Annotated in this window: 25 protein-coding genes; 19 read left to right on the top strand and 6 right to left on the bottom strand. The window is 70.3% G+C overall.

Annotation, left to right across the window (positions count from 1 at the left end; genetic code table 11):
- The first annotated feature begins 133 nt into the window (after window positions 1-133).
- The gene (locus tag HUT19_RS42150; RefSeq protein WP_176188294.1) at window positions 134-670 is read left to right on the top strand and encodes a hypothetical protein; all 537 of its coding nucleotides are present in this window, start codon (window positions 134-136) and stop codon (window positions 668-670) included.
- 91 nt (window positions 671-761) lie between these two features.
- Window positions 762-1,571: an endonuclease domain-containing protein gene (locus HUT19_RS42145; protein ID WP_176188292.1), complete on the top strand. Its 810-nt coding sequence runs from the start codon at window positions 762-764 to the stop codon at window positions 1,569-1,571.
- Window positions 1,572-1,605: 34 nt separating this feature from the next.
- Here the strand turns inward: HUT19_RS42145 and HUT19_RS42140 are convergent, their stop codons facing one another.
- A complete protein-coding gene (locus HUT19_RS42140) occupies window positions 1,606-1,857 on the bottom strand; it encodes a hypothetical protein (protein ID WP_176188290.1) in 252 nt (83 codons plus the stop codon).
- A complete protein-coding gene (locus HUT19_RS42135; protein ID WP_176188288.1) occupies window positions 1,854-2,159 on the bottom strand; it encodes a hypothetical protein in 306 nt (101 codons plus the stop codon). The genes HUT19_RS42140 and HUT19_RS42135 overlap by 4 nt, the downstream gene beginning before the upstream one ends.
- A 203-nt stretch (window positions 2,160-2,362) precedes the next feature.
- On the opposite strand from HUT19_RS42135, the gene HUT19_RS42130 reads away from it, so the two are divergent.
- From HUT19_RS42130 to HUT19_RS42110, 5 genes are all read left to right on the top strand, one after another.
- Window positions 2,363-2,794: a hypothetical protein gene (locus HUT19_RS42130; RefSeq protein ID WP_176188286.1), complete on the top strand. Its 432-nt coding sequence runs from the start codon at window positions 2,363-2,365 to the stop codon at window positions 2,792-2,794.
- Window positions 2,795-2,937: 143 nt separating this feature from the next.
- Window positions 2,938-3,474 (top strand): hypothetical protein, encoded by a 537-nt coding sequence (locus HUT19_RS42125; RefSeq protein WP_176188284.1) that lies wholly within the window; start codon window positions 2,938-2,940, stop codon window positions 3,472-3,474.
- Window positions 3,471-3,680, top strand: a complete 210-nt coding sequence (locus HUT19_RS42120; protein ID WP_176188282.1) for a hypothetical protein — start codon at window positions 3,471-3,473, stop codon at window positions 3,678-3,680. Before HUT19_RS42125 ends, HUT19_RS42120 begins: the two co-directional genes overlap by 4 nt.
- Before the next feature lie 35 nt (window positions 3,681-3,715).
- Window positions 3,716-4,423, top strand: coding sequence for a hypothetical protein (locus HUT19_RS42115; protein WP_176188280.1), 708 nt, complete (start codon window positions 3,716-3,718; stop codon window positions 4,421-4,423).
- Window positions 4,423-4,692 (top strand): hypothetical protein, encoded by a 270-nt coding sequence (locus HUT19_RS42110; protein WP_176188278.1) that lies wholly within the window; start codon window positions 4,423-4,425, stop codon window positions 4,690-4,692. Before HUT19_RS42115 ends, HUT19_RS42110 begins: the two co-directional genes overlap by 1 nt.
- A gap of 102 nt (window positions 4,693-4,794) precedes the next feature.
- Here HUT19_RS42110 and HUT19_RS42105 read toward each other — a convergent pair whose 3' ends face one another.
- From HUT19_RS42105 to HUT19_RS42090, 4 genes are all read right to left on the bottom strand, one after another.
- Window positions 4,795-5,967 carry a transcriptional regulator gene (locus tag HUT19_RS42105; protein ID WP_176188276.1) on the bottom strand — a complete coding sequence of 391 codons (1,173 nt, stop codon included), beginning with the start codon at window positions 5,965-5,967 and terminating at the stop codon, window positions 4,795-4,797.
- A gap of 5 nt (window positions 5,968-5,972) precedes the next feature.
- Window positions 5,973-7,439, bottom strand: coding sequence for an XRE family transcriptional regulator (locus tag HUT19_RS42100; protein ID WP_176188274.1), 1,467 nt, complete (start codon window positions 7,437-7,439; stop codon window positions 5,973-5,975).
- Between the two features lie 328 nt (window positions 7,440-7,767).
- Window positions 7,768-9,003, bottom strand: coding sequence for an XRE family transcriptional regulator (locus HUT19_RS42095; protein ID WP_176188272.1), 1,236 nt, complete (start codon window positions 9,001-9,003; stop codon window positions 7,768-7,770).
- 240 nt (window positions 9,004-9,243) lie between these two features.
- On the bottom strand, window positions 9,244-10,362 hold the full coding sequence (locus HUT19_RS42090) for a winged helix-turn-helix domain-containing protein (protein ID WP_176188270.1): 1,119 nt from the start codon (window positions 10,360-10,362) through the stop codon (window positions 9,244-9,246).
- A gap of 325 nt (window positions 10,363-10,687) precedes the next feature.
- On the opposite strand from HUT19_RS42090, the gene HUT19_RS42085 reads away from it, so the two are divergent.
- The 12 genes from HUT19_RS42085 to HUT19_RS42030 all read left to right on the top strand — a co-directional run bounded on the left by HUT19_RS42085 (window position 10,688) and on the right by HUT19_RS42030 (window position 20,500).
- Window positions 10,688-10,933, top strand: coding sequence for a MarR family transcriptional regulator (locus HUT19_RS42085; protein WP_176188268.1), 246 nt, complete (start codon window positions 10,688-10,690; stop codon window positions 10,931-10,933).
- Window positions 10,934-11,154: 221 nt separating this feature from the next.
- Window positions 11,155-11,622, top strand: a complete 468-nt coding sequence (locus tag HUT19_RS42080; protein WP_176188266.1) for a hypothetical protein — start codon at window positions 11,155-11,157, stop codon at window positions 11,620-11,622.
- The gene (locus tag HUT19_RS42075; RefSeq protein ID WP_176188264.1) at window positions 11,619-12,020 is read left to right on the top strand and encodes a hypothetical protein; all 402 of its coding nucleotides are present in this window, start codon (window positions 11,619-11,621) and stop codon (window positions 12,018-12,020) included. The genes HUT19_RS42080 and HUT19_RS42075 overlap by 4 nt, the downstream gene beginning before the upstream one ends.
- Complete coding sequence (locus tag HUT19_RS42070) at window positions 12,017-12,445, top strand: hypothetical protein (RefSeq protein WP_176188262.1); 429 nt, start codon at window positions 12,017-12,019, stop codon at window positions 12,443-12,445. Before HUT19_RS42075 ends, HUT19_RS42070 begins: the two co-directional genes overlap by 4 nt.
- Window positions 12,445-12,765, top strand: coding sequence for a hypothetical protein (locus tag HUT19_RS42065; protein ID WP_176188260.1), 321 nt, complete (start codon window positions 12,445-12,447; stop codon window positions 12,763-12,765). The genes HUT19_RS42070 and HUT19_RS42065 overlap by 1 nt, the downstream gene beginning before the upstream one ends.
- A 155-nt stretch (window positions 12,766-12,920) precedes the next feature.
- Window positions 12,921-13,331: a hypothetical protein gene (locus tag HUT19_RS42060; protein WP_176188258.1), complete on the top strand. Its 411-nt coding sequence runs from the start codon at window positions 12,921-12,923 to the stop codon at window positions 13,329-13,331.
- Window positions 13,332-13,377: 46 nt separating this feature from the next.
- Window positions 13,378-14,088 carry a Pycsar system effector family protein gene (locus HUT19_RS42055; RefSeq protein ID WP_176188256.1) on the top strand — a complete coding sequence of 237 codons (711 nt, stop codon included), beginning with the start codon at window positions 13,378-13,380 and terminating at the stop codon, window positions 14,086-14,088.
- A gap of 58 nt (window positions 14,089-14,146) precedes the next feature.
- Window positions 14,147-16,678, top strand: a complete 2,532-nt coding sequence (locus tag HUT19_RS42050; RefSeq protein WP_176188254.1) for a hypothetical protein — start codon at window positions 14,147-14,149, stop codon at window positions 16,676-16,678.
- A gap of 132 nt (window positions 16,679-16,810) precedes the next feature.
- Complete coding sequence (locus tag HUT19_RS42045; RefSeq protein WP_176188252.1) at window positions 16,811-17,107, top strand: hypothetical protein; 297 nt, start codon at window positions 16,811-16,813, stop codon at window positions 17,105-17,107.
- 37 nt (window positions 17,108-17,144) lie between these two features.
- The gene (locus HUT19_RS42040) at window positions 17,145-17,366 is read left to right on the top strand and encodes a hypothetical protein (protein WP_176188250.1); all 222 of its coding nucleotides are present in this window, start codon (window positions 17,145-17,147) and stop codon (window positions 17,364-17,366) included.
- Window positions 17,367-17,394: 28 nt separating this feature from the next.
- The gene (locus HUT19_RS42035) at window positions 17,395-17,862 is read left to right on the top strand and encodes a hypothetical protein (protein ID WP_176188248.1); all 468 of its coding nucleotides are present in this window, start codon (window positions 17,395-17,397) and stop codon (window positions 17,860-17,862) included.
- Between the two features lie 211 nt (window positions 17,863-18,073).
- The gene (locus tag HUT19_RS42030; protein WP_176188246.1) at window positions 18,074-20,500 is read left to right on the top strand and encodes a hypothetical protein; all 2,427 of its coding nucleotides are present in this window, start codon (window positions 18,074-18,076) and stop codon (window positions 20,498-20,500) included.
- Window positions 20,501-20,553 lie beyond the last annotated feature (53 nt).

Here is a 20,553-nt window from a genome sequence, read left to right as displayed (position 1 = left end):
GCGGCTACGGGCACGACGCTACGGCGGCAAAACCCCTGATGGCAACGGCAATTGACCCCCCAACCCGCTCGGACTTTACGGCGCTACGTTGTATAGTTGGGAGGTAGGGAACACTGCGAAAGAGGGGGATCGAATGGGCGCCGAGTACTTCACCGCCTACCACGACGGAACCGACGTCAAGCAAGCCTTCCGCGACGCCGTCGAGCACGCCGAGTACGAAAGCGGCCACGGCGGATACACCGGCACCATCGCCGAGAAGGACGAATACAAGGTCGTCACCGAGACGCCGATGACGCTGAACGAGGCCGAGAAGCTGGCAGCCAAGCTCAGCGAGTCGGACGACGAACTCGCCGACAAGTGGGGCCCCGCAGGCGCCATCCCCGTCCACACCGACCGCCGCACCGTCCGCGTCACCATCCCCGAACGAGCCAACCACGGCCGCGGATTCAAGACCACGAAGGAGGCCGCGACCGCGGCCCTGGAGCAGGCCGGGGTCCTCCGTGAGGGGGAGAGCCAGGTGCCCAGCACCCAAGGCGTCTACATCCAGGGCGTCTACAAGAGGCACCCCCGCACCGACTACGTGATCGGTGGGGAGCTCGAGATACCCGTCGAGGGCGGCGGACCGCTCGAGCACCGCGGCTGGCTGTTCTTCGGATTCGCCTCGTACTGAGCAGCCCCAGCGAGGCCGGGCCGGGCGGCGCCCCCGCCCGGCCCCGGGCGGTCTCGGACCGGGTGTCAGTGCCGTACGGCACGATCCCCCCATGCCCAACCTGGACGACCTGTCCCCCTACCGGCGCGCGAAGCTGCTGTGGCGCTGGTCCTTCCGCGGGCTGCCGTTCGTCGAGCAGCTCGTCATCGACTCCGCGGACCGCCCCTGCCGCCTGCCGGCGCCTCCGCCCGGGCCGCCCGGCCGGGCGCTCGCCGTCCCCGGCGACGACGGCCGTCACCACCTCGTCCGCGCCGGCCGCGTGCTCTGCTGCGACGCCGACGCCGATGCCGTCGACGTCTGGAGCCACCGGCAGCGCTGCACGTGGGTCGAGACGGGAGACGGCCCGCGGAAGTGGACCGGGGGACGCGACGACGGCGAGATCATCTGGGGCTCCGCCGACACCGCCTGGACCGTACGCCCGACCGGCCCGGGCACCGACCCCGGCACCATCGTCCGCCGCGACCGCTGCGTCGCCGGCCACTACATGACGCTGCACCTGTGGCCGCCGCCGCCCGCGCGTACGGCCTCCATCCGCAGGCTGCGCGCCGCGCTCGTCGACACGATCGGCTCCGACTGCCATCTGTGCGGCCACTACCCGGGCGCCGCGGTCGACCACGACCACGAAACGGGCCTGGTCAGGGGCCTTCTATGCGCCATGTGCAACCGGGCGCTCGAGGAATGCCCGCACGCGGGCGGCTGCCCCAAGGCCGACTACCAGCTCGCGCCCCCGGCGGCCGGCCTGGGCCTGATCTACCCCGCCAGCGAAGAGTGGCGGCCCAAGGAGTCCACCCGCCAGCGCAAGATCGAGGAGCTGGGGTTCGACCCGTTCGAGGGACTGGCCACCCGGCGGGCGCCGGGCTGAGACAGGAACTGCTCCCGAGGCGCCCGTCGGCTGCTCAGCCAGTCCAGACGACGGCGAGCAGCGTGATCCGCTTGGTGATCGGATTGCACAGGATCACCATCGTCCCCCAGTCGCTGAAGGAGGCGGCCCGGGTCAGGCCGTCATCCTCGCCGTAGGGCGCGGTGATGGCGTACGGGTCGGTCTCCAGCGCGTCGATCAGCTCGAGAGCGGGAAGCCGGGCTTCAACGGGAAGGCCGGCGATCTGGTCGATGGTGTGGGGCGTACGGAGGAAACGCCACTCGCTCACGCGGCGCCGCGCTCCGGCGTCGCGGCCAGCGTGCGCTCACGCAGCTCGTCGAACGCGGCCACCGACTCCTCGGTCTCCTCGAACTCCGCCGGCAGCTGGCCCGTCTCCTGGAACTGTCCACGAAGTGCTTCGATGCGGGGCCGGGCGGCCTCGAGCGCCGTCACGTGACGTACCCAGCGGTCAAGGACTGCGGGCAGCTCGGTGAGGGGGGTCATGTTTATGTCGCGCAGGAACTTCATGCGCTGTTCGGGCACGCTGAGGGCGTGGGCGATCCCGTCGATGGTCCACTCGCCGCCGCTCATCGCATCCTCCTCGTACGGCCTTCTACTTCGAGGGTAGCGGAGGGCGCAGGCTCCCCACAGGCTGTCGCCGGGAGCGAGGTCGTACCGAAGTCGCCCGTCGAACGCCTCGGCGATTTACGGCACCGTGCGGTGGTCTTTCCGGCGCGAACAGGTCGATGAAGATCCGAAAACCCTCCCAACTTTACAACGTATCGTTGTAATGTGTGGTGGACGGAAACCGCCACGCCGAGGAGGACATGACCATGCCCCGCCGCACCGACGCGCTGAAGCTGCGCGGCCCGCTGCCCACCATCCCGACCGTCGCCGCCCTCGGCATCCGCGTCACCTACCCGACCAACGCACCCGACGGCTGGACCGTGGCCCTGCTGCGCCTTCCCAACGACTACTACGTCGTCGTCGGCAACTCGCCCCACGAGCGGTGGGCCGTGGTGTACCGGCACTACGTCGTCCCTGGCACCGGCGTCCACGACCCCCGGGAAGTGCGCGTCGACCCGATCACGCACACCCCCATGCCGCGGGGCATCAAGTGGAACTGGACCGACGGCAGGGGGATCTCCTCCGTGCTGCGCGCCCTGGCACCGCTCCACCGCGCCCCGGACGAATGGATCCAGTGCCCCCGCCCCCTGGCGCCTTGATGGCCGGATCCGGCGGGCGGGGGATCGTGCCGTTGTGCGGCTGCCCCGCCCGCTCTAATCTATTGCTTACGTATAGGGTTTAAATGGGGTTGGTTCCCGGCCCCACCAACACGGTCCGAAGACCTCACGCCGCAAGGAGCGCCGTGACCACCACCTACCTGAAGACCCAACTCAACGAGCACGACGAACCCGTCCCCGCCGACAACGAGGCCCTCCCGCAGCACACCGAGGACTGCTTCAGCTGCGGCGGCGACGGCTACCTCGTCGCCGGCGCCCGCGAAAACGGCGAATACCTCCTGCTCCCGTGCGACGTCCACGCCTTCCAACCCGACCGGGACGCGATGGACGCCGAACACCACGGCGTCCTGGTCGCCTGGAGCCAGGACGTCCACGGCAGCGACCACCTCATCGCGCTGACCGGCGACACCAACGCCGCCCGGGCCGCGCTCGAGGAGTACTGCCGCGACATCCTCCCCGGCCACGCCCTGGCCTACCCGCTCACCACCGAGTGGGTCGTCTTCACCCGGCACGGCGCGGCGACCGCCGACCTCCAGGCATACAAGTGGCAGTACGCCCCCGCCACCGCCGGCACGACCGACGCCGTTGAAATCACCCGCGCCCTCACCACCCTGAGTGATCCGGCGGTCGACCGCCTCCGAACCGGCCAGGGGGCGACGTGAGGGAACCGTGTGAGGTGTGCGAGTGGCACGCCGAACTCCACAGCGGCAACTGGCTGGGCTTCGGCGCCGCCAACGAAGAGTGCGAGACGTGCGAGGAACACGCCGAAATGCACGCCGCCGAAGACGGCTGCGTCGGCTGGCTGTTCGTCATCGGGACCTGCACCACCGTCCTGGTCGGCGCCAGCCGACTCTTCCGCCGCCGCTGACCACCACCCGTCAGCCAGCCTGAGAGGATCCACACATGCCCGAACTCCGCCTTCCTGCCGACGACTTCAAGGTCGGCGACCACGTCCACCTTGAGGGCGGTGGCACCGTCGAGGTCCGCAAGATCGAGCGTGGCGAGAAGGGCGCCCTGACCGTCAACCCCGGCGACGCCGACCAACTCGACGGCCACGTCTGGGAACACGCCACTGTGACCCGCCCAGACAACGAACCCATGGTGTACGTCGCCCTGCTCGGTGGCACCACCATCTCCACGGCCCGGGCCGTGCCCTTCGAGCACCGAGAGCACGCCGAGCATGTCGTAGCCCAGTGGGCGCAGGACCGCGGCCGGCCCGCCACCGTGGAGGACTGGCCTCGGCAGCGCTGGCAGCAGCACGGCCCCGGCGGACTCTCGACCGTACGGCGCACAGAGGCGCAACGGCAGCAGGTGTTCTCCATGGGCCCGAGGTCCTGGACGCCGGACGGCCGGGAACTGCGCACATTCCTCAGCGACTTCGAAGGCTGGATGTGGGCCTGGGACTTCGAGCCCGACACCTACACCGACCAGCCCGCGCACCACCGCGTCGAGCACCGGCCCGGCACCAGCGCGCTCACCGAAGCCACCGCCCGCGGCACCGACGAAGCCGCCGTCCGCTCCGCATTCGAGCAGGCATGCGCCGAGGCACAACGCACCTGCGGCGAGAGCCCCTACCGGGACCTGTGGGAGACGAACAGGAGTAATGCCTGATGGCTACACGCCCGGTCGCCTGCTTCATCGCCGTCTGTGATCTGTGCGGCACCAGCGAGACCAGCGAGGGCTACACCCCTCACGGACCCACCGAGCAGGCCGTCATCGACATCGTCACCGAAAAGTGGGGCGACCCCTCATGCGGCTGGACCCACACCTCCGACGGCCGCCTCGTCTGCGACACCGTCGACGACACGGCGCACAAGACAGCCCACGAAGAAGCCGGCAAGACCATCACCAGCTGCGCCATGACCGTCACGTTCACCTGACCCGCCGCATGACGGAGGCCCGCCCCCTGCTCAGCCGCAGGGCCGCGGGCCTCCGTCATACCTGGTGCATGCGGCGCAATCACTCCACGCGGCAGACGGACCTCACTCTGGAGAGGCGAGCAGTGCGGACCGGTGCTCCCAGGCCAGGCGAAGAAGCGCGGCTCCGGCCGGCTGCATCTGCTCCTGGGTGGTCAGCCTCTCCACGTGATCGGCGCGGAAGGGGATGCCGACGGAACGGCCGGTGCTGTCCTCGACGGTGACCAGGTGACCTTCGTCGTTGGTCGCAGTGAGTCGGGGGAAGGCGGTGTCGAAGAGGTCCGCGTCGAACACCGCGACGGTGAGCATGTCGCAGACGTAGGTGAGGGGGTCGATGCCGAGCCCCAGCCAGCAAACGTGCAGCCTACCGGCGTCGCGGGCTTCCTGCAGAGCAGCGTTGAACGGCCAGGCCGCATAGTCGATCGGCGCCTTGTCGCTGCCGTACTCCTCGCTACTGCCGAGGAGTTCCTCGCTCAGCTCCCTCACGATCGATTGCCACAGCCCGAAGTCGTTCGTCTCATTCCATGGCGCATCGTGGGACGGCTGGAACATCCCCACCGGCATCACCTGGTGAAGGTTCCCCCCGGTCGCCACCTTCGCCGGGTCGCGCCAGTGCAGGATGAACTCGGCCTCGCCGGTCTTGCGGTCGTGTCGAATGGCGAGCGTGCTGATCGCGGCCATCACGGGGCGCCGGGCGAGGTCCGTGGGATCGCCGACAGCCGCACGGAACGGCATCTGAGACGCCGGAGGCGAACTGTCACCCGGGGCGGCGAGCGCAGCCGCAGCGTACTCGTGGGCCGACGCCTCACAGATGTTGATCACGTCGAAGTACTGACCGCGGCCGAACCCCAAGACAGGGGCCTCGCCGGCGGCATCGGCGGCAAGCAGCCGGTAGCACGACCTGTTCTCGAACAACCTGGGCCGGGCGAGCGCCTCGACGGCCGCGGCGTACGAGTGCACCGGCGCCCCGCCGTCCTGCCGGGGCAGGATGTGGCCGAGCTCCGGCTCGCCACCGGTGATCGGTGCCAGCGCGCCGTCGCCCCGCCAGTCCAGCCGCACATCCGCCAGCGGGACCGGAGCCGCCGGAAGCCAGGCCGGCCGCGCCAGCAGGGGAGTACCGGCCACCCGCAAGTCGTCCGGGAAGGCGCGCACGGCACGCTGCGTCAAGGCGAACCGGTTCTCGTTGAGGTACTCGCGGACGCTGCGCCACTGCTGCTGGCTCTCGGAAGGTGACACCACGCTGGTCAGGGTCGGCTCCTCGGACGACGGGACGGATCGGTCCTACGGGACAGCAAAAGGTCCCGGTGCTCCCACGCTAGGGCCAAACACGCCGCTCCGGGAGGGGCCATCGGTTCGTTGTTGATGAATTGTGTGACATTTTGATGAGTGAAGGGGATGCCGCCCCGCACGTCCTGGCCATTCCAGTGAGTCACCGTGACGCCCTCGGCGTTCTCCGCAGCGATGTCCCCGAAGAGCTGGTCGAACAGCTCATCGTCGATGACCAGGGCGCTCGGGATGGCGACCGCCAGTGTCAGCGGATCCACCCCCACCCCGAAGGCGAAGGCCCGAACACGCCCCTCAACGCGAGCCCGCTCGAGCGTCCGCCACAACGGCCACCGCTCGTACTGCAGGGGGCCGCCGGATCCATCGAACTCGGGCGCCCCCAACAACTCCTCGTTCAGCTCCCGCACGATGTTCCGCCACAGGTCGAAATCCTGAGGAGACTGCGCGGACATCACACTGCCCGGCTGGAACTCTCCCGCCGGCACCGCGTCGTACAACCCACCTGCGGTCACTACCTTCGCCGGATCCCGCCAGTGCAACAAGAACGTCGCCGACCCATCACGCCGCCGCCGGATCAACAGAGTCGTGATCGCCGGCGTCACAGCACGCAACCCTGGGTCGAACGGGTCATCCACCAGACGGCGCAACGGCAGCCCACCCCACGCAAGGCGGTCACCACCGCCCTGCTCCTGGTGCTCCATGTAGGCCGCAGCGAACTCGTGCCCGACCGCCTCGCACAAGTCGACCTTGTCGAAGTACGAGGCCAACCCGAACGTCAACCGGCCCGCCCCCGGCGTCCAGTTCACGTCCGTCAGCCGGTAGCTGGGCCGGTTCTCGAACAGCGTCGGTGCCGAGATGTACCGGATCGCCAGCGTGTACCGATCGAACCGCACCCCCGGAGCCCGCAACGGATGCGTCGCCACGGCCTCCGGCTCGCTGCCGGTCACCAGGACCTCCGGCACGTCGTCCGTCCACACCAACTCCACCTGATCCAGCGGAACAGGCTCGGCCGCCTTCCAGGCCGGCGCCATCAACATCGGCGTCCCACTGATACGCAGAGCAGGGTCGTACAACTCGGCCGCCGCCCGTGACAGCGTCTCGCGATTCCCATTCAGGTACTGCCGCACCTCACGCCACCGCTGCTGACTCTCCACAACCTCCACTGCAGGCTCCAGCCGAGCCATCCCCGCCGGCAGGGCACCCGCGGCGGAACCAGGCGCGGCCCCCGGCGCCGCCTCGAGCGCGGCGAAGAACGCCTCCCGCTCGTGCGGCTCACACTGAGCCAGAGCTGTGTCCAGGATCTGCTGCGTCTCCGGTACCGGGACCAGGCTCGTACCGCGGTTCTTCCACTCCATCACCATGCTGGGGCTGACTCCAAGGCGGTCGGCGTAACGGCGAATGGACAACCGCAGCACGTCGCGCAGCACAGTCGCCTCGTGGCCGGTCCACCGACGCACGGTCGTCCCCATCGCGAACTCAACTCCCAAATCAGCCCGGTAATTGCAGCTTACGCGGCCCACCGGTACGCCGCCGGTACACCACCGGTACAGCACCCGCTCTCCCCGAACTCCCCGATTACAGAAGCTGAATTAAGCACTCCATAAACCCTGCTCCACCTGCACGGGGACCAGCATGAATTCAGCTTCGAAGGGGCCACGCGATTTTGACGTGGCGTCAGTAGGCCCGACTAGCCGTACGCCGGCACATGAAACGGGCCGCCCTGCGGGCGGCCCGTACGCGGGGACGGTTGAGGACTCAGGCGCTGCGGAGCACCTGCAGATGGTCGAGGAACTCGCGGGCCTCGGGCTGCTCCCGATGGTCGCGGGCGAGGACTCCACCGAGGTCGTCCGCGACCATGGCCAGGGAAGGCAAGGACTTCCGCTCGCCACCGAGGGCCTTCATCCCGTACGAGACGGCCTCGTCGACGGCGCCCTGGCGGGCGGCGACGACGCCGAGGGTGACCCGGGCTTCGGCATTGCGCATGGGGGAGCGGTCGGTGCCGTCGTAGTCGACCCCGACGCGCAGGACCTCGCGGGCCAGGTTCTCGGCGAGGGCGTCCTCGCCGAGCTTGCGGTAGCAGTCCATCGCGTAGAAGTCCCACTTGGCCGGGTCGACCGTGAAGTGGTTCTCCGGGTTGGTCGGGTACGCCATGCCCTCGAGCAGGCGCCGGCCGGAGTCGAGGGCCACCTCGACCTGACGACGGTCACCGAGACGAGCCCACGCCTTGGCCTTCTGGGCCCAGAGCTGGACGGCGACGCTATCACTCGGCGCTGCGGCGATGCCCTCGTCCGAAGCGGCGATGACACCCTTCATGTCGCCCCGCGTCAGGGCGAACCACGCCTGCATCTCGTGGCCCCAGCCAACGATCGGCGCGTGCCCGGCCTCGCGGCCCAGGGCGAGCGCGGCCTGCCGCGTCCCCTCGGCAGCCAGGCGACCCTGGCGCCCGCCCGAGTCGTACTCCACACAACCGACGAGCAGGGTCAGCATGCCGGCCAGGACCAGGACCTCCCGGTGCTGGGTGAGCGTCAGGCGCTGCGAACGCATGCCGACGACCCGCGTCAGCCACGCCCGACCTTCGGCAAGCAGCTGGTCACCGGGCATGTAGGCGTACTCCGAGCACAACCGGTCCACGGTGATGGCCAGCGCGTCCATGGTGGCCTGGTCCAGGTCGCTGGACCGCAGCCTCGAGACGATGTCCACGGTGTCCATCCCGGACACGGCCAGGACCTCGGCACGGCCGTCCCGCTTCGACGGCACAGGGAAGAACGCGTGCGTCGTCGTCCCGAACACCTTCGCGATCAGTTCCTTGCGGTCACGGGGCTCGACTTCGCCCGCCTCCCACCGGCGCCACTGGCGAGCCACGGTCTTGTCGTCGGGCATCGGATCGGCCGAATGCGCGATCATCGCGCGGGCCGCGTCCAGCGGCGACCAGCCGCGGGCCTTCCGCTCGGCCTCCATCCGCTGTGCCCAGGCCGGCCGATCCTCGTACATCCCGTGCCCTCCTTCGCCGCGGCCGACGCCGCGTCCCCTTCCTGCCGAGTCTGGCACGCCGGTCCCGGCCGCGCCGGGGGGACATGGGGTGGTCACTTCCGCTGCCCGCCCCTGTCCACCTTCCCGCGTGTCACGACGCAGGCACACGGTGTTGATCACCACTCTCGGAAGGGAGGCTCCCGCTTCATGTTCCAGTCATCAGGCCCGAGTTGGCGGCGAAGCGCCCTGATCCGCCAGCTGTCACACACTCGCGTATTCGCGGCATTCGCGGCACAGGCCGTCTTCGCTGGGCCACATCTTCACGCCGCAGCCGGAGCCACGGCAGTGCACGTACGGGCTGGGCTCGGCGTCTCTCGGCGCCTGGAAGGGGACGCTGTATCCGCCGCCAACTACGGGGATCTCCTGGGCAGCCCGCTCGGCGGCCTTGTCCTCCCGGACCTCGGCGCACCGTGGGCACTCGGTGCCGGTGTCGATGTCGATGCCGTCCTCGCACCGCGCGTTGTTGCCCCAGCAGGCCGAGGCGCCGAGCAGCGCCAACAGGACACCAAGGGGCCGGTCGAGCCCGCGACCGGACTCGGCGACGGCGTCGTTCTCGTACGACCAGAGCAGCCAGCGCCGCTCTACTCGCTCGACGACCTGGTCGACGGTCCGTTGCTCGTCGACGACCGCCTTGGCTACGGCCTCATTCACCGAGGACGGCAGACCTCGAGGGAACTCGCTCTGCAGCTGAGCGGTCAGTGGAGCGGGGATTCCCTCTACCACCTGGCGGAGGTCGGCCACTGCAAGCTTCCTCGTCGGTGCCTCGCTTCTCGACGCGGCCTCGCCGCGCCCGGCAGGCCCTCTACTACCGGTGGGTGGCCTACGGCCGTCACCGACGACGCTTTCCCCAGGTTCAGTACTTCCAGGTTCGTCGGCAACTGTTTCCACCCGTGGCTGCGCCGATTTTCCACCCGTGCCCCGCTCGCGGGTGGAACCTCGGGTGGAACCTCTTGCCACCCGTCCCTTCTGGTCAGCCTCCGCAGGTCTCCCGCCCGGGTGGAATTCATTGCCAGTCGCCGGGGGCTCTTTGGGCAGGTCAGCAGGGAAATCCCACACCGGGGGACGGCGATCCGGGCGAATGTGCTCGACGGCTTCGGGATCACCTGGCACGATCACGCCACGCTTGGCGAGATTCCGCATGTGCGTGCCCACGGAGCGCGCCGACATGAACGTCTCCTCAGCGAGCGTCGCCTGGCTCGCATGCGAGTTCTTCAGGTCCTTGTTCATGTGATCGGCGATGGCCATCAGCACGGCCAACTCACCAGTGGATTCGCACCACTTCTTGTGACGCATCGCCCACACCAAAGCCGCGCCGCTCACTGGGCTCCCTCGGGAACCGCAGGGCGTGCCGGCGTCGTGGACACGTCCTCGAGCGCCGGGGAGTGCGCGGATCGGGGGGCCAGCATCGGCCTCCTCACTTTCGTCGGTGCAGTCGCTGACAGCGCCGAGACGGTCAGTCCTTGTCAGACACCAACCACCTCGGAGGGGCTAGACAGCCACATGAAACGCCCTAATATTGTCCCCGTCAAGGGTACATTTTCTCTGGTCGCACTGAGGGGAGGTGCTGGTTGTGGCGATGCCTGCTGCGGTGCTCGAGTCGACGCGTTCGATACCTTTGACCCCACCAAGGGGACAAGGAGTGGACGTGTCGGATGGGAATCCGTTGCTCGACACCGAAGCGGTGGCCGCCAAGATCGGCGTGACGAGCGAGACGGTACGGATGTATCTGAAGCGCACCCGCAAGCGGATCGCGGATGGGCTCACCGTGCGACCGCAGGATCTCCCGCTTCCCGACGAGCAGTTCAACCGTTCGCCGGCATGGTTGCAGTCGACGATCGACGCCTGGATCGCGAATCGGCCCGGGCGTGGCCGTCGGCCCTCCTCTTCGTAACGCCAGCTTCCGGAACCGTATTGACCGGGCCCCGAGTGGAGCGTAAGTTTGTACCCGTGACGGGGTCAAACTTCCCGGCCACACTCCAGGCGTCCTACCGCCTGACATGCAAGAACCCCGGTTGGGTGTCCTACCACCCGACCGGGGCCCGCCTCGGAAGGTGTCCTACCACCGGCCGAGAAAGGAACCGCCCACCTGCACTCTCAGGGAGGCCGATCCCCATGAAGGATCGCACAAGCACGACCGCGGACACCAAGGCGGTGCGCGGAATCGAGTCCACCTCCGAGCAGCCCGTTCCGACCCATCCCGCCCTTCCGGTTCGCCGCCGGCCCGGCCGCCTGGTCGTCGAGTACCTCGGTGACCTCGGCCCGGACACGCGGCACCTGGACATGGTCCCGACGGGCACCCTGGTGTCCGCGTCTGGCACCGTCACGGCGGTGCAGGTCCTGGGCGACGGCGAGGACCGGCGCGCGATCGTGACCGTGACCGGCACGACCGGCGAATCGGCCCAGTGCGTCGTCGACACCGAGCACTACCTCGACCTGTGGTCCGTCTGCACCGAGGGCGTGCAGGTCGAGCTGAGCGGCAAGGTCCGGCGCCCCGACGCCAACGGCATGGCGCTGATCGACATCCTGGTCTTCACCTCGCCCGACGTCCGGATCGAGCAGGCCGAGGTGGTGTCGGCATGATGGTCGCGACCATGGTGCAGTCCGCCGACGCGGACGAGCGTGTGCAGAAGGAGATCGGCCCCCGGACCGAGGGCGTCACGTACTACAACCCGACCGGCACGTTCGAGGTGCTGAAGGTCCTGCGGGGCGCCGAGGCGACCGCGGCCCTGGGCCGCAACGCCGCGTGGGCGGTGCAGGTTCGCCGCCGGAGCACCGGCGAGGTGACCGTGCACGCCATGACGTGGACCAACTCCGACCACGTCATCGAGCCGAAGCCGGTGCAGGTCCGCAGCGTCGACGAGATCCGGGAGACCCTCAACGGGGGCCCCGGGGAGCTGTCCGACGTGGACTGCGACGTCCTGACGAACCTCGCCGAGGTCGCCGCGTACGGCAAGACCGGGGCGGTGACCACGCGATGACCTCCTCCTCCCTTTCCTCCCGCACCGCTGCCGAGCGGGCCGCGCTGGCCTACCAGGCGGACGTGCACCCTGCGGTTCGGCCGCTGCTCGACGCGATCGCTCAGCTCCACGCCTACCAGCCCCGGGACCTGGCGGACCTCGCGCAGGTCCTGAAGTCCCTGGGCGGTGACGGCACCGGCAGCACGAACGCGGTCGCGGAGATTGGCGACCTGGTCAAGGACTTCTCGCACCACTCGGTGACGGCCGAGCTGCCCGGCTCGGAGCGGGTCGCGCTGGCCCGGAACGCCGTCGAGTACAGCGAGGTCGTGCTGCAGGGCGACGGCGAGGACACGATGAACCAGGTCCTCCACGTCCTCGAGGGCAACTCGGCCCCGACGTCCGGGGTGTTGGGCTTCGCGGCCCGCGCGCTGGGGGGTGGCCGCTGATGACCACCACCGGCTTCGACACCTCGGCCGCGCCGACCATGCCGGCCGTTCCGATGGAGAAGCGTCACGACGACGTGGACGAGGCGCCGCCGCTGAGCAAGGGCGCGGGGATCTTCGTGATCCTCGTGGCGCTGACCGGCGCGGTCCTCACCACGATCGACGTGTTCGTCAACGGCTTCTGGCTTGCCCTGGCCCACCTGGGCTGGTTCACCGGGGTCTTCCTCGTGATCAGCCTCGTCATGGGCACCGTCCTCGGCTTCGTCCTCGGCGGCCGACAGGCCAGCCGCGGTGAAGCCCCGGCGGTCGGCACCCCCTACTAGCCGCCCTCCCCGGCGGGGCCCGGCTGGAGCCGACAACGGTCGGGCCCCGCACCCACCACCCCCTCGTGTACAGCGCCACCGCCCGGGCCGAGTGCGCCCGGACGCGAACACCGCCCGTCACCTCAGCCTCACCGAACGGAAGGACACCACCGACCATGACCGACGCGAGCCGGGTCCGGATCCGCCTCCGCGGCCGTCGCCGCGACGCCGAGACGCCGTCCGGCACCGAGACCGCGCAGCACCTGGCCGGCCACCCGGCCCCGGCCGCCGTGGCCGTGCCGGGCCGTCGGCCCGCCGAGCCCGAGCGGCCCGCCGACCTGGTCCTGCGGTTCCGCACCCGGGGCGGCTCGTACGTCGACATCACCGGCCAGCGGCACGGCAAGACGAACTGGCGCTGCCACGGCTGCCTCTTCGACCTGGACCTCACCCGGGAGCTCACCCACACCCGGGAGGAGGCCAACGACCACGCCGCGAACTGCTGGGCCATCGACCTCAGCACCCCGCGCACCGTCGTGGTCGCCACCAGGCCGAAGTCCCGGGTCCGGTTCTCCGGCCGCCGCTCCTGACTCCACGACCCCAGACCGCTCCGATCCGCGAGAGGGAAACCGCTCCATGACCACGATGAAGGAACAGCCCCGGGTGACGCCGGCCGACCAGGCCGACCGCTACCGGGAGCGCGCCCACCAGGCGCTGGACGGGAAGAGCCCGGAGCACGGCTGGCCGATCCAGAACGGCGACGAGGTCGCGCTGCCCTACAGCGTGCTCGCTGTGTCGCAGGAACTGGCCGGTGTGAACGAGACGCTCACGCTGGTCGACGGCAACGTCGAGCGGATCGCCGGCGTGCTGGAGGAGCAGGAGCGGACCGCGCGCCTGCCGGAGCCGGACTACACCGAGTCCGAACTCCTCGTGGTGCGCGGCGAGATCAGCCGGACCGACACGAAGAGCTCGATCCTGCTGGCCAGCGTCGCGATCGTCGCGGGCCCCCTCGCGGAGAAGGCCGACAGCCTGCTGCGCCAGCCGTGGTGGGTTGCCGCCCTGGGCTTGGTCGCCTCGGTCCTCGCCGGGGTGTCGACCTGGCTGCTCCTGGACGTCGTCCTGCCCCGGCTGACCGGCACCACCAACGCCAACTTCATCTACTACTCCCGCTGCACCGCAACCGAGCTGGACGAGGCGCTGGGAGCGGGAGCGGACCGGCGCGCCGAACTCGCCGTGCTCTCCGCGATCGCGAAGGCCAAGTTCCAGTGCCTGGCCCGGGCCGGAGTCCTGCTGAAGCTCTCCGGGCTGCTGTTCGCCGTCACGGCCGGCCTCGCCATCGCCTTCTGACCATCCCGCCCTCTACCCAGACACCTCCGCCAGCTGATCCGAAAGGACCCCGCCAGACATGGCCGCCAACCGCAACAGCCAAACCCCGAGGCGTGGCAGGAAGACCGCCGCGACGAAGGCGGCTGCGACCACGTCGCCGGAATCGGCGCTGCTGGCCGAGGCTCGCGCCAAGGCCGACGGCATCGTTGCCGAGGCCGAGAAGCTGGCCACCGCCAAGGTCGCCGCAGCCGCCACGGACGCGGAGACCACCGTCCAGGGCCTGCTCGATGAGGCCCAGCAAAAGGCGGACATCCTCCGCTCCGACGCGGAGAAGACCGCCAACTCCCTGCACAACAAGGCCCAGCAGGACGCCGAGCAGCTGCGGACCCGCGCACAGGAGGCCGCGCAGAAGCTGCTCGACGACGCCCGTACCGAGGCCGAGACGCTGCGCACCGACGCGGCCGGCACGGCCGAGGAGACCCGGGCGACCGCCGACGCCGAGGCGTCCGAGCGACTCGCCCACGCCACCGAGGAAGCCGACCGTCTGCGGTCCGAGGCCGCCGAGGCCACCGACCGCCTGCTGGCCGAGGCGAAAAGCCAGGCCGAGGACCTGACCGCCCGGGCTCGTGCCGAGGCGGACACCGTCCTGGACAAGGCCCGTGCCGAAGCGGCGCGGCTGCGTACGGAGGCGGAGCAGGCCCTGGCCCGTGGCCGGGAGGACGCCCAGCGGATCCGCAGCGACGCCGCCGCCGAAGCCGAGCGCCTGCGTTCGGCGGGCGCCGCCGAGCGGGAGCGCGCCCAGGACGAGGCCGGGGCCATCCGGGCCGAGGCCGAGCGGGTGCGCCAGCACGCGCAGGAGACCGCCGAGGCCCTGCGCACCCAGGCCGAGCAGACCGCCAACCGGGTCCGGGACGCGGCCACCGCCGAGGCGGCGCAGCTGCGCACCGACGCCACGGACGACGCCGACCGGACCCGCCGGACCGCCGAGGACGAGGCCAACCGGCTGCGCGCCGGGGCCCGTTCGACGGTCACGGAGGCGGAGAAGCTCTCCGAGCAGCTCGTCAGCCGGGCCCACGAGGAGGCCGCCGGCATCGTCGACCGGGCTGAGAACCAGGCACGTGAACTGACCGCGCAGGCCGACACCGCCCTGCAGGAGGCCAGGACCAAGCGCGCCGAGGCGACCGCCGAGGCCGACAACCTGCGAAAGGAGGCTCAGGAAGACCGGGAGAAGGCCGCCGCAGAACTCGAGCGCGCCCTGAGCCCGACGTTCCAGAAGCTGGAGAAGCGGAGGCTGAAGGACGAGGCGGCCGACCGGCAGCGGACCAAGAAGCGGAAGGAGAAGGAGCAGCTCGACGAGCAGACCCGGCAGCGCCGTCAGTCCCGCAAGGAGGGCAAGCCGACCCCGCTCGACAAGGTGCGCAAGATCCTGCTGGCCGCCGCCGTCCGAGCCCTGATCATCGTGCCCATCATCGCGCCGATGGTGGTCGCCTGGACCGGACAGTCCGGCTTCGCCATCAAGGTCCTGGGCTGGAACTTCGCCGCGTCCCTGGTCTACGCCGCCGCGTACGAGATGACGACCGCGTACTGCGCCTGGCTGTACGACCAGGCCCGCCGCGACGGCGACAAGGGCTGGGAGTACCGCATCGCCACCTGGCTGTTCGGGATCGGCGCCGCGGTACAGCAGTGGTGGCACTACTCCCACGACTGGTCGGCCACCCCCCGCGCGGTCACCTTCAGCGCCATGTCGATGGTCGGCGTCGTCCTGTGGGAGCTGTTCGCCCGCCTGGTCCACCGCCGCAAGCTGCGCGAGGACAAGAACCTCCCGCCGGCACTGCCGAGCCTCGGCATGGGCCGCTGGACCCGCTACCCGGTCCGCTCCTGGACCGCCCGCTCCCTGATGATCGACAACCCGCTTCGGTGGGCGAACGCCGAAGCCGCCTGGACCGCCGCCGGCCACATCCTCGCGGACCGCAAGGCCCGCCGCGCCGGAGCGGCCTACGCGGACCGCTACGTCGTCACCGTCCACCGCACCGGTCCCGACGCCGGTCCCACGACGATCCCGGTGATCGAGTTCCTCGAGCGGGTCTCGCCCGAGACCTCGGTCTCGGACACCGAGGCGATCGAGACCGAGACCCGCCGTGCGCTGCCCCCCGGTGAGACCGGGGTCTCGAACGGGTCTCACGAGACCACCGAGACCGGGTCTCACACCCGCACGGACACCGAGACCGAGACCGCTGAGACCCGCGAGACCGGGTCTCGCGAGACCGGCCAGGGCGGGTCTCGCAGGTCTCGTGAGACCACCCAGGCCCGGTCTCGCGAGACCACGGCCCCCAGGTCTCGCCCCCGCGAGACCGGTACCGCGAAGGTCTCGCGGCTGCGGGACAAGGCCGCCGAAGTCCAGGCCCTGCTGGACGTCATGTGGGAGCGCGGCGGCGCGAACACGGTGCAGCTCGGCCCGAAGAACGCCAAGGGGGAGGCCGAGGAGATCACCGGCTGCCCCCGCTCCACCGCAGCTAAGCGGCTTGCCGACGCCCGGGCCCTGTACGAGGCCGGACACCGCACCTACCGAGACCTCGAGACCGAGACCGACGCCACTGGCACCGACGGCTGAGACCCCGAGACCGGGTCTCGCGAGACCCGGTCACACACCCCTGCGAGACCCGCACCGGCCGGGGCCGACACCGAGACCGCCCCAGCACCGAGACCCACCCCGCGAGACCAAGACCGAAGGAGAGCAAGGGACATGACCCTCGTCGACCCCCCGAAGTACGAGTGGGAGGCCGCCACCGCCCAGGAGGCCCAGACCTCCCTCGAGGCCGTCACGAACCTCATCGACGCCCACCTCAAGACCCTCGTCCCCGGCGACCCCTTCATCAAGAACGACACCCGCCGGAACACCCCGATCAAGCTCCGCATCTCCCTCGACCTCGGCCCGGTCATCCAGGCCATCACCGAGTCCCGGCAGCTCAACGAACAGTTCCAGGCCGGCGACGACGAGAACCCGGGCGCGGACTACGACCGCACCTGGCAAGCCCCCTGACCTGCAAAAACACGAGAACGAGAGAGAGCCGTCACCGATGACCAACGACACCACCGGGACCGTCCTGCGGGCCACGACCGTCCGCGAGGCCCGGGACATCCTCACCGGCGCCGCCCGCCGCCTGGAGTCCGAGATCACCACCCGGCTGCCCGGCGACAAGGACGGCCAGAACTGGGCCCGCGACCAGGAGCTCGACCTGGAGATCCGCGTCGACTGGAGTCAGCTCGAAGCCCTCGACGCCTACAACGGCACCGCCTGACCTGCACAAATACCCGAGAGGAGGAAGCATGGACCCCCAGCTCGAGCGCGTACCGCCGCCCAAGCTCAACGGCCGTCAGATGGCCTGCGTCGACGCCAAGTTCGCGTTGACCGAGACTCCCGCGATCGCGCACTTCGCCGCCGTCCACCACCACCTGGACCAGATCCTGCGCACCGTCGCGGTGAACGACAGGGACGACTGGATCCAGCGGAACATCGACCGCGCCCGCCGGGACCTCAACACGCTCGAGATGGCCCTGCAGGCGGGCGAGCTTCCCGACCTCACGGAGCGTGACAGTCCGACGCGTTGGAAGACGTCCTTCGAGGGCATCCCGGCGGGCCTGCGCCAGCCGCTGGACGCCTCACGCGGGACGCGGGACTTCTCCGCCGCCTACCGCCCGGTCGCCCGCCAGCGCATCTCGTCGAGGTTCGCCAACCACCTGCTGGCGGTCATCGGCGCGGTCCTCATCCTCTCCTACTTCGCTAACCGAACGTGACGTGAAGCTGGGTGCGTCAACGTCAACGTCTATCTCCCGGACGTGACGTGAGGGCTCCAAACCCCGCCCCAGGCCCCGGAAACGGCCCCTTGATCAGCACGAATTGACGTTGACGAGGCTCCTTGACGTTGACGTTGACGCTCCGGCTTGACGCCATGCCCGACACGCACAGTTACCGCACCTCGCCGCCCCTGATGTGGAGGAAGACCCCGTGAGCACCCCCGACTTCGACATGGCGCCGCCGGCGGCCACGGCGACCGCGCCGCCGCCTGTTGCTGCCGTACCGCCCCAGGCGTCGGGCGCGGCAGCGACCACGGACCCGGGCGGTCAGCGCACGCAGCGCCGTCGCTCTACGTCACAGAAGGACAGCAGCCTTGCCGGGGTCCTGATCCCCGGCGGCGTGATCACCGGACTGATCTCGGTGTGCTGGCTGGCCCACGTCTTCGGCCTGCCGATCGTCATCTTCGCGATCCTGGCCGCCGCGGCCACCGCGACCACGGCTGCGGTCATCAGGGCCGGCCGCCGGGCCGCCCAGGTCGCCAGCCGCCGCAACCGGGCCGGGAACGGCACCGGAGGAGGCGGCCCGGGCCGCGGCACGGGCGCCGGACGCCGGGGAGGCACGGGCACCGGCGCTGGCCGCTCGGGTGGCGGTCTGTCGGGGAACCGTTCCGGCGGGAGCGGCCCGCGGCGCTCCGGCGCCGGGTCCAGGGGCACGACCGGCCCCGGTGGTGGCCCGTCCCGCAAGCCTGTCGGCCTGGGACCGAACCGCCCGTCCTCCAACCGCTCCGGCGGCCTGAACACCTCGCCGCGCTCCAACAAGGGCGGCCTGGGCGGCAACCGGTCGACCGCCGGTCCGAAGCCCATGAAGGGCAGCCTGTTCGGCGGCGGGGGGCCTGGCTCCAAGGGACTCGGCTCCAAGGGCCCGGGCGGCAAGGGGCCCGGCACGCCCGGGAGCGGCAACCTGAACCGCAAGGGCGCCGGAGGCGGCAAGGGTTCTGCCGTGCCGGGGAAGAGCGGCAAGGGGATGCTCGAGGGTCTCAGCGACGGTTCGCGCGCGCTGGGCAAGGACGCGAAGGCCCTGGCCGGGAAGATCAAGGACCTGGGCGGCAAGAAGGCGCCCAAGGGCACCACGGGCGCGGGCAAGGGCGCTCCGGGCAAGGGCGCGCCCACCGGCAAGGGCACGGGCGCTGGCGGCAAGAAGGCCCCGGGCAAGGGCCCCGGCAAGGGCGCTCCGGGCAAGCCCGGCAAGGTCTCGCCCGCCGGCAAGGGAAAGGGCAAGGGCGCCGCGAAGGGCCCGAAGGGCTCCGGCAAGAAGAAGCACAAGGTCGGTAAGGCGAAGGCGCCTCGGCACGCGGGCTACACCTGGAAGCGGAACCCGATCCGGAAGACCAAGAGCGCCGCCGGGAAGGTGTACCGGAAGGTCAGCAGCCCGAGGTTTCGCCACCGCATGAACAAGGTGGCGACGCCGTTCCGCGCGGTGTTCCGCGGCACCCGCCGGCACGGCGGGAAGCTCCTGGCCAACGCGATGCGCTGGGGCGGCCGGGCGGTCCTCTCCCTCAACTCGTTCTTGGGCACGGTCCGTTTCTCGACCATGGGGCCGAACTGGCTGCGTCCGCTCTCCCGGGTCCTGTACTGGGCGACCAGCCCGCTGGCCAAGCTCGTCAACGTCTCGCGGACCTGGTCGTGGCTGAACGCGTGGGTCTACAAGACCGCCACCGCCAGCCCGCTGCCTGCGCCGGCCGCCGCGAAGAAGGCCGGACCGGTCCCGACCGCAGGAGGCGGCACCGCCGCTCCCGTACCGACTTCCGGCGGGCACGCCCCCGTGCCGTCGCCGGCCACCGCAGCAGGAACCGCAGGAGGAACACCCGTGGACAACGCCCCGGTTCACCACGCCTATCCACTCATCTACGCGGCGGACGCGATCCGGATGGCCGCAGCCGCCTTCGCGGCGGCGCCGGCCGACAGCATGAAGGGCTACGAGGCAGTCATCGAGAACCTCGGCCACCTCGAGTTCGCGATGTGCCACCTGATGCACGACATCGCGCAGGTCACCGAGGACGACTTCAAGGTCAACCCGGAGATCCCGAACCAGTACCGCACGATCGGCATCCACTTCCTGGCGCTGGGCGCGTTCGTCGACTCGGCTCACAAGGTGTACCGGGAGATCCACGCCGAGCAGCTCGACAACATCGAGAACCCCACCTGGCAGGGCCGCAAGTGGGACCTGTCCGAGAACTGGGCGCACGTCATGCCGCAGTTCGCGTGGACCGACCCGACCGTCCACGTCATGCCGTTGCTGCTGGCCTCCGGCGCCATCCGCGACGCCGGGATCCACATCCGGCTGCACCCGTCCGGGACGATGTTCGGCTACGAGATGACCATCGAGCACCTCGCGCCGCTCGCGGAGGCCCTCTACGAGCTGATGGAGACGGTCGCCACCGTCACCGAGTCGGAGTTCCGCGTCCACGAGGCCGTCACCGCCATGCACCGGGACGCCGGCCAGCGCTTCCGCGACCTGGGCGGCGCCATCACCGCCGTCCACTTCCTGTACCGGCTGCTGCACCAGGAGCAGCTCCACAACCTCGAAAACCCCAGCTACCAGGCCGCCAAGTGGGACCAGTCCCGCAACACCGCCTGATCCGACCGGGCGCTCCCGCTCCGCTGCTCCCTCTCCGGCTGTTGACCACGACC

The sequence above is a fragment of the Streptomyces sp. NA02950 genome (assembly GCF_013364155.1).
In the GTDB taxonomy this organism is placed as follows: domain Bacteria; phylum Actinomycetota; class Actinomycetes; order Streptomycetales; family Streptomycetaceae; genus Streptomyces.
This window is presented reverse-complemented; position numbering and strand designations above follow the sequence as displayed.

Excerpts from the sequence above, each read along its gene's own strand:
- HUT19_RS42035 (WP_176188248.1), top strand. The coding sequence starts at position 17,395 with ATGGACCCCCAGCTCGAGCGCGTACCGCCGCCCAAGCTCAACGGCCGT.
- HUT19_RS42050 (WP_176188254.1), top strand. The coding sequence starts at position 14,147 with ATGGCCGCCAACCGCAACAGCCAAACCCCGAGGCGTGGCAGGAAGACC.
- HUT19_RS42150 (WP_176188294.1), top strand. The coding sequence starts at position 134 with ATGGGCGCCGAGTACTTCACCGCCTACCACGACGGAACCGACGTCAAG.
- HUT19_RS42060 (WP_176188258.1), top strand. The coding sequence starts at position 12,921 with ATGACCGACGCGAGCCGGGTCCGGATCCGCCTCCGCGGCCGTCGCCGC.
- HUT19_RS42135 (WP_176188288.1), bottom strand. The coding sequence starts at position 2,159 with ATGAGCGGCGGCGAGTGGACCATCGACGGGATCGCCCACGCCCTCAGC.
- HUT19_RS42075 (WP_176188264.1), top strand. The coding sequence starts at position 11,619 with ATGATGGTCGCGACCATGGTGCAGTCCGCCGACGCGGACGAGCGTGTG.
- HUT19_RS42115 (WP_176188280.1), top strand. The coding sequence starts at position 3,716 with ATGCCCGAACTCCGCCTTCCTGCCGACGACTTCAAGGTCGGCGACCAC.
- HUT19_RS42055 (WP_176188256.1), top strand. The coding sequence starts at position 13,378 with ATGACCACGATGAAGGAACAGCCCCGGGTGACGCCGGCCGACCAGGCC.
- HUT19_RS42095 (WP_176188272.1), bottom strand. The coding sequence starts at position 9,003 with ATGTACGAGGATCGGCCGGCCTGGGCACAGCGGATGGAGGCCGAGCGG.
- HUT19_RS42080 (WP_176188266.1), top strand. The coding sequence starts at position 11,155 with ATGAAGGATCGCACAAGCACGACCGCGGACACCAAGGCGGTGCGCGGA.
- HUT19_RS42110 (WP_176188278.1), top strand. The coding sequence starts at position 4,423 with ATGGCTACACGCCCGGTCGCCTGCTTCATCGCCGTCTGTGATCTGTGC.
- HUT19_RS42040 (WP_176188250.1), top strand. The coding sequence starts at position 17,145 with ATGACCAACGACACCACCGGGACCGTCCTGCGGGCCACGACCGTCCGC.
- HUT19_RS42065 (WP_176188260.1), top strand. The coding sequence starts at position 12,445 with ATGACCACCACCGGCTTCGACACCTCGGCCGCGCCGACCATGCCGGCC.
- HUT19_RS42070 (WP_176188262.1), top strand. The coding sequence starts at position 12,017 with ATGACCTCCTCCTCCCTTTCCTCCCGCACCGCTGCCGAGCGGGCCGCG.
- HUT19_RS42145 (WP_176188292.1), top strand. The coding sequence starts at position 762 with ATGCCCAACCTGGACGACCTGTCCCCCTACCGGCGCGCGAAGCTGCTG.
- HUT19_RS42045 (WP_176188252.1), top strand. The coding sequence starts at position 16,811 with ATGACCCTCGTCGACCCCCCGAAGTACGAGTGGGAGGCCGCCACCGCC.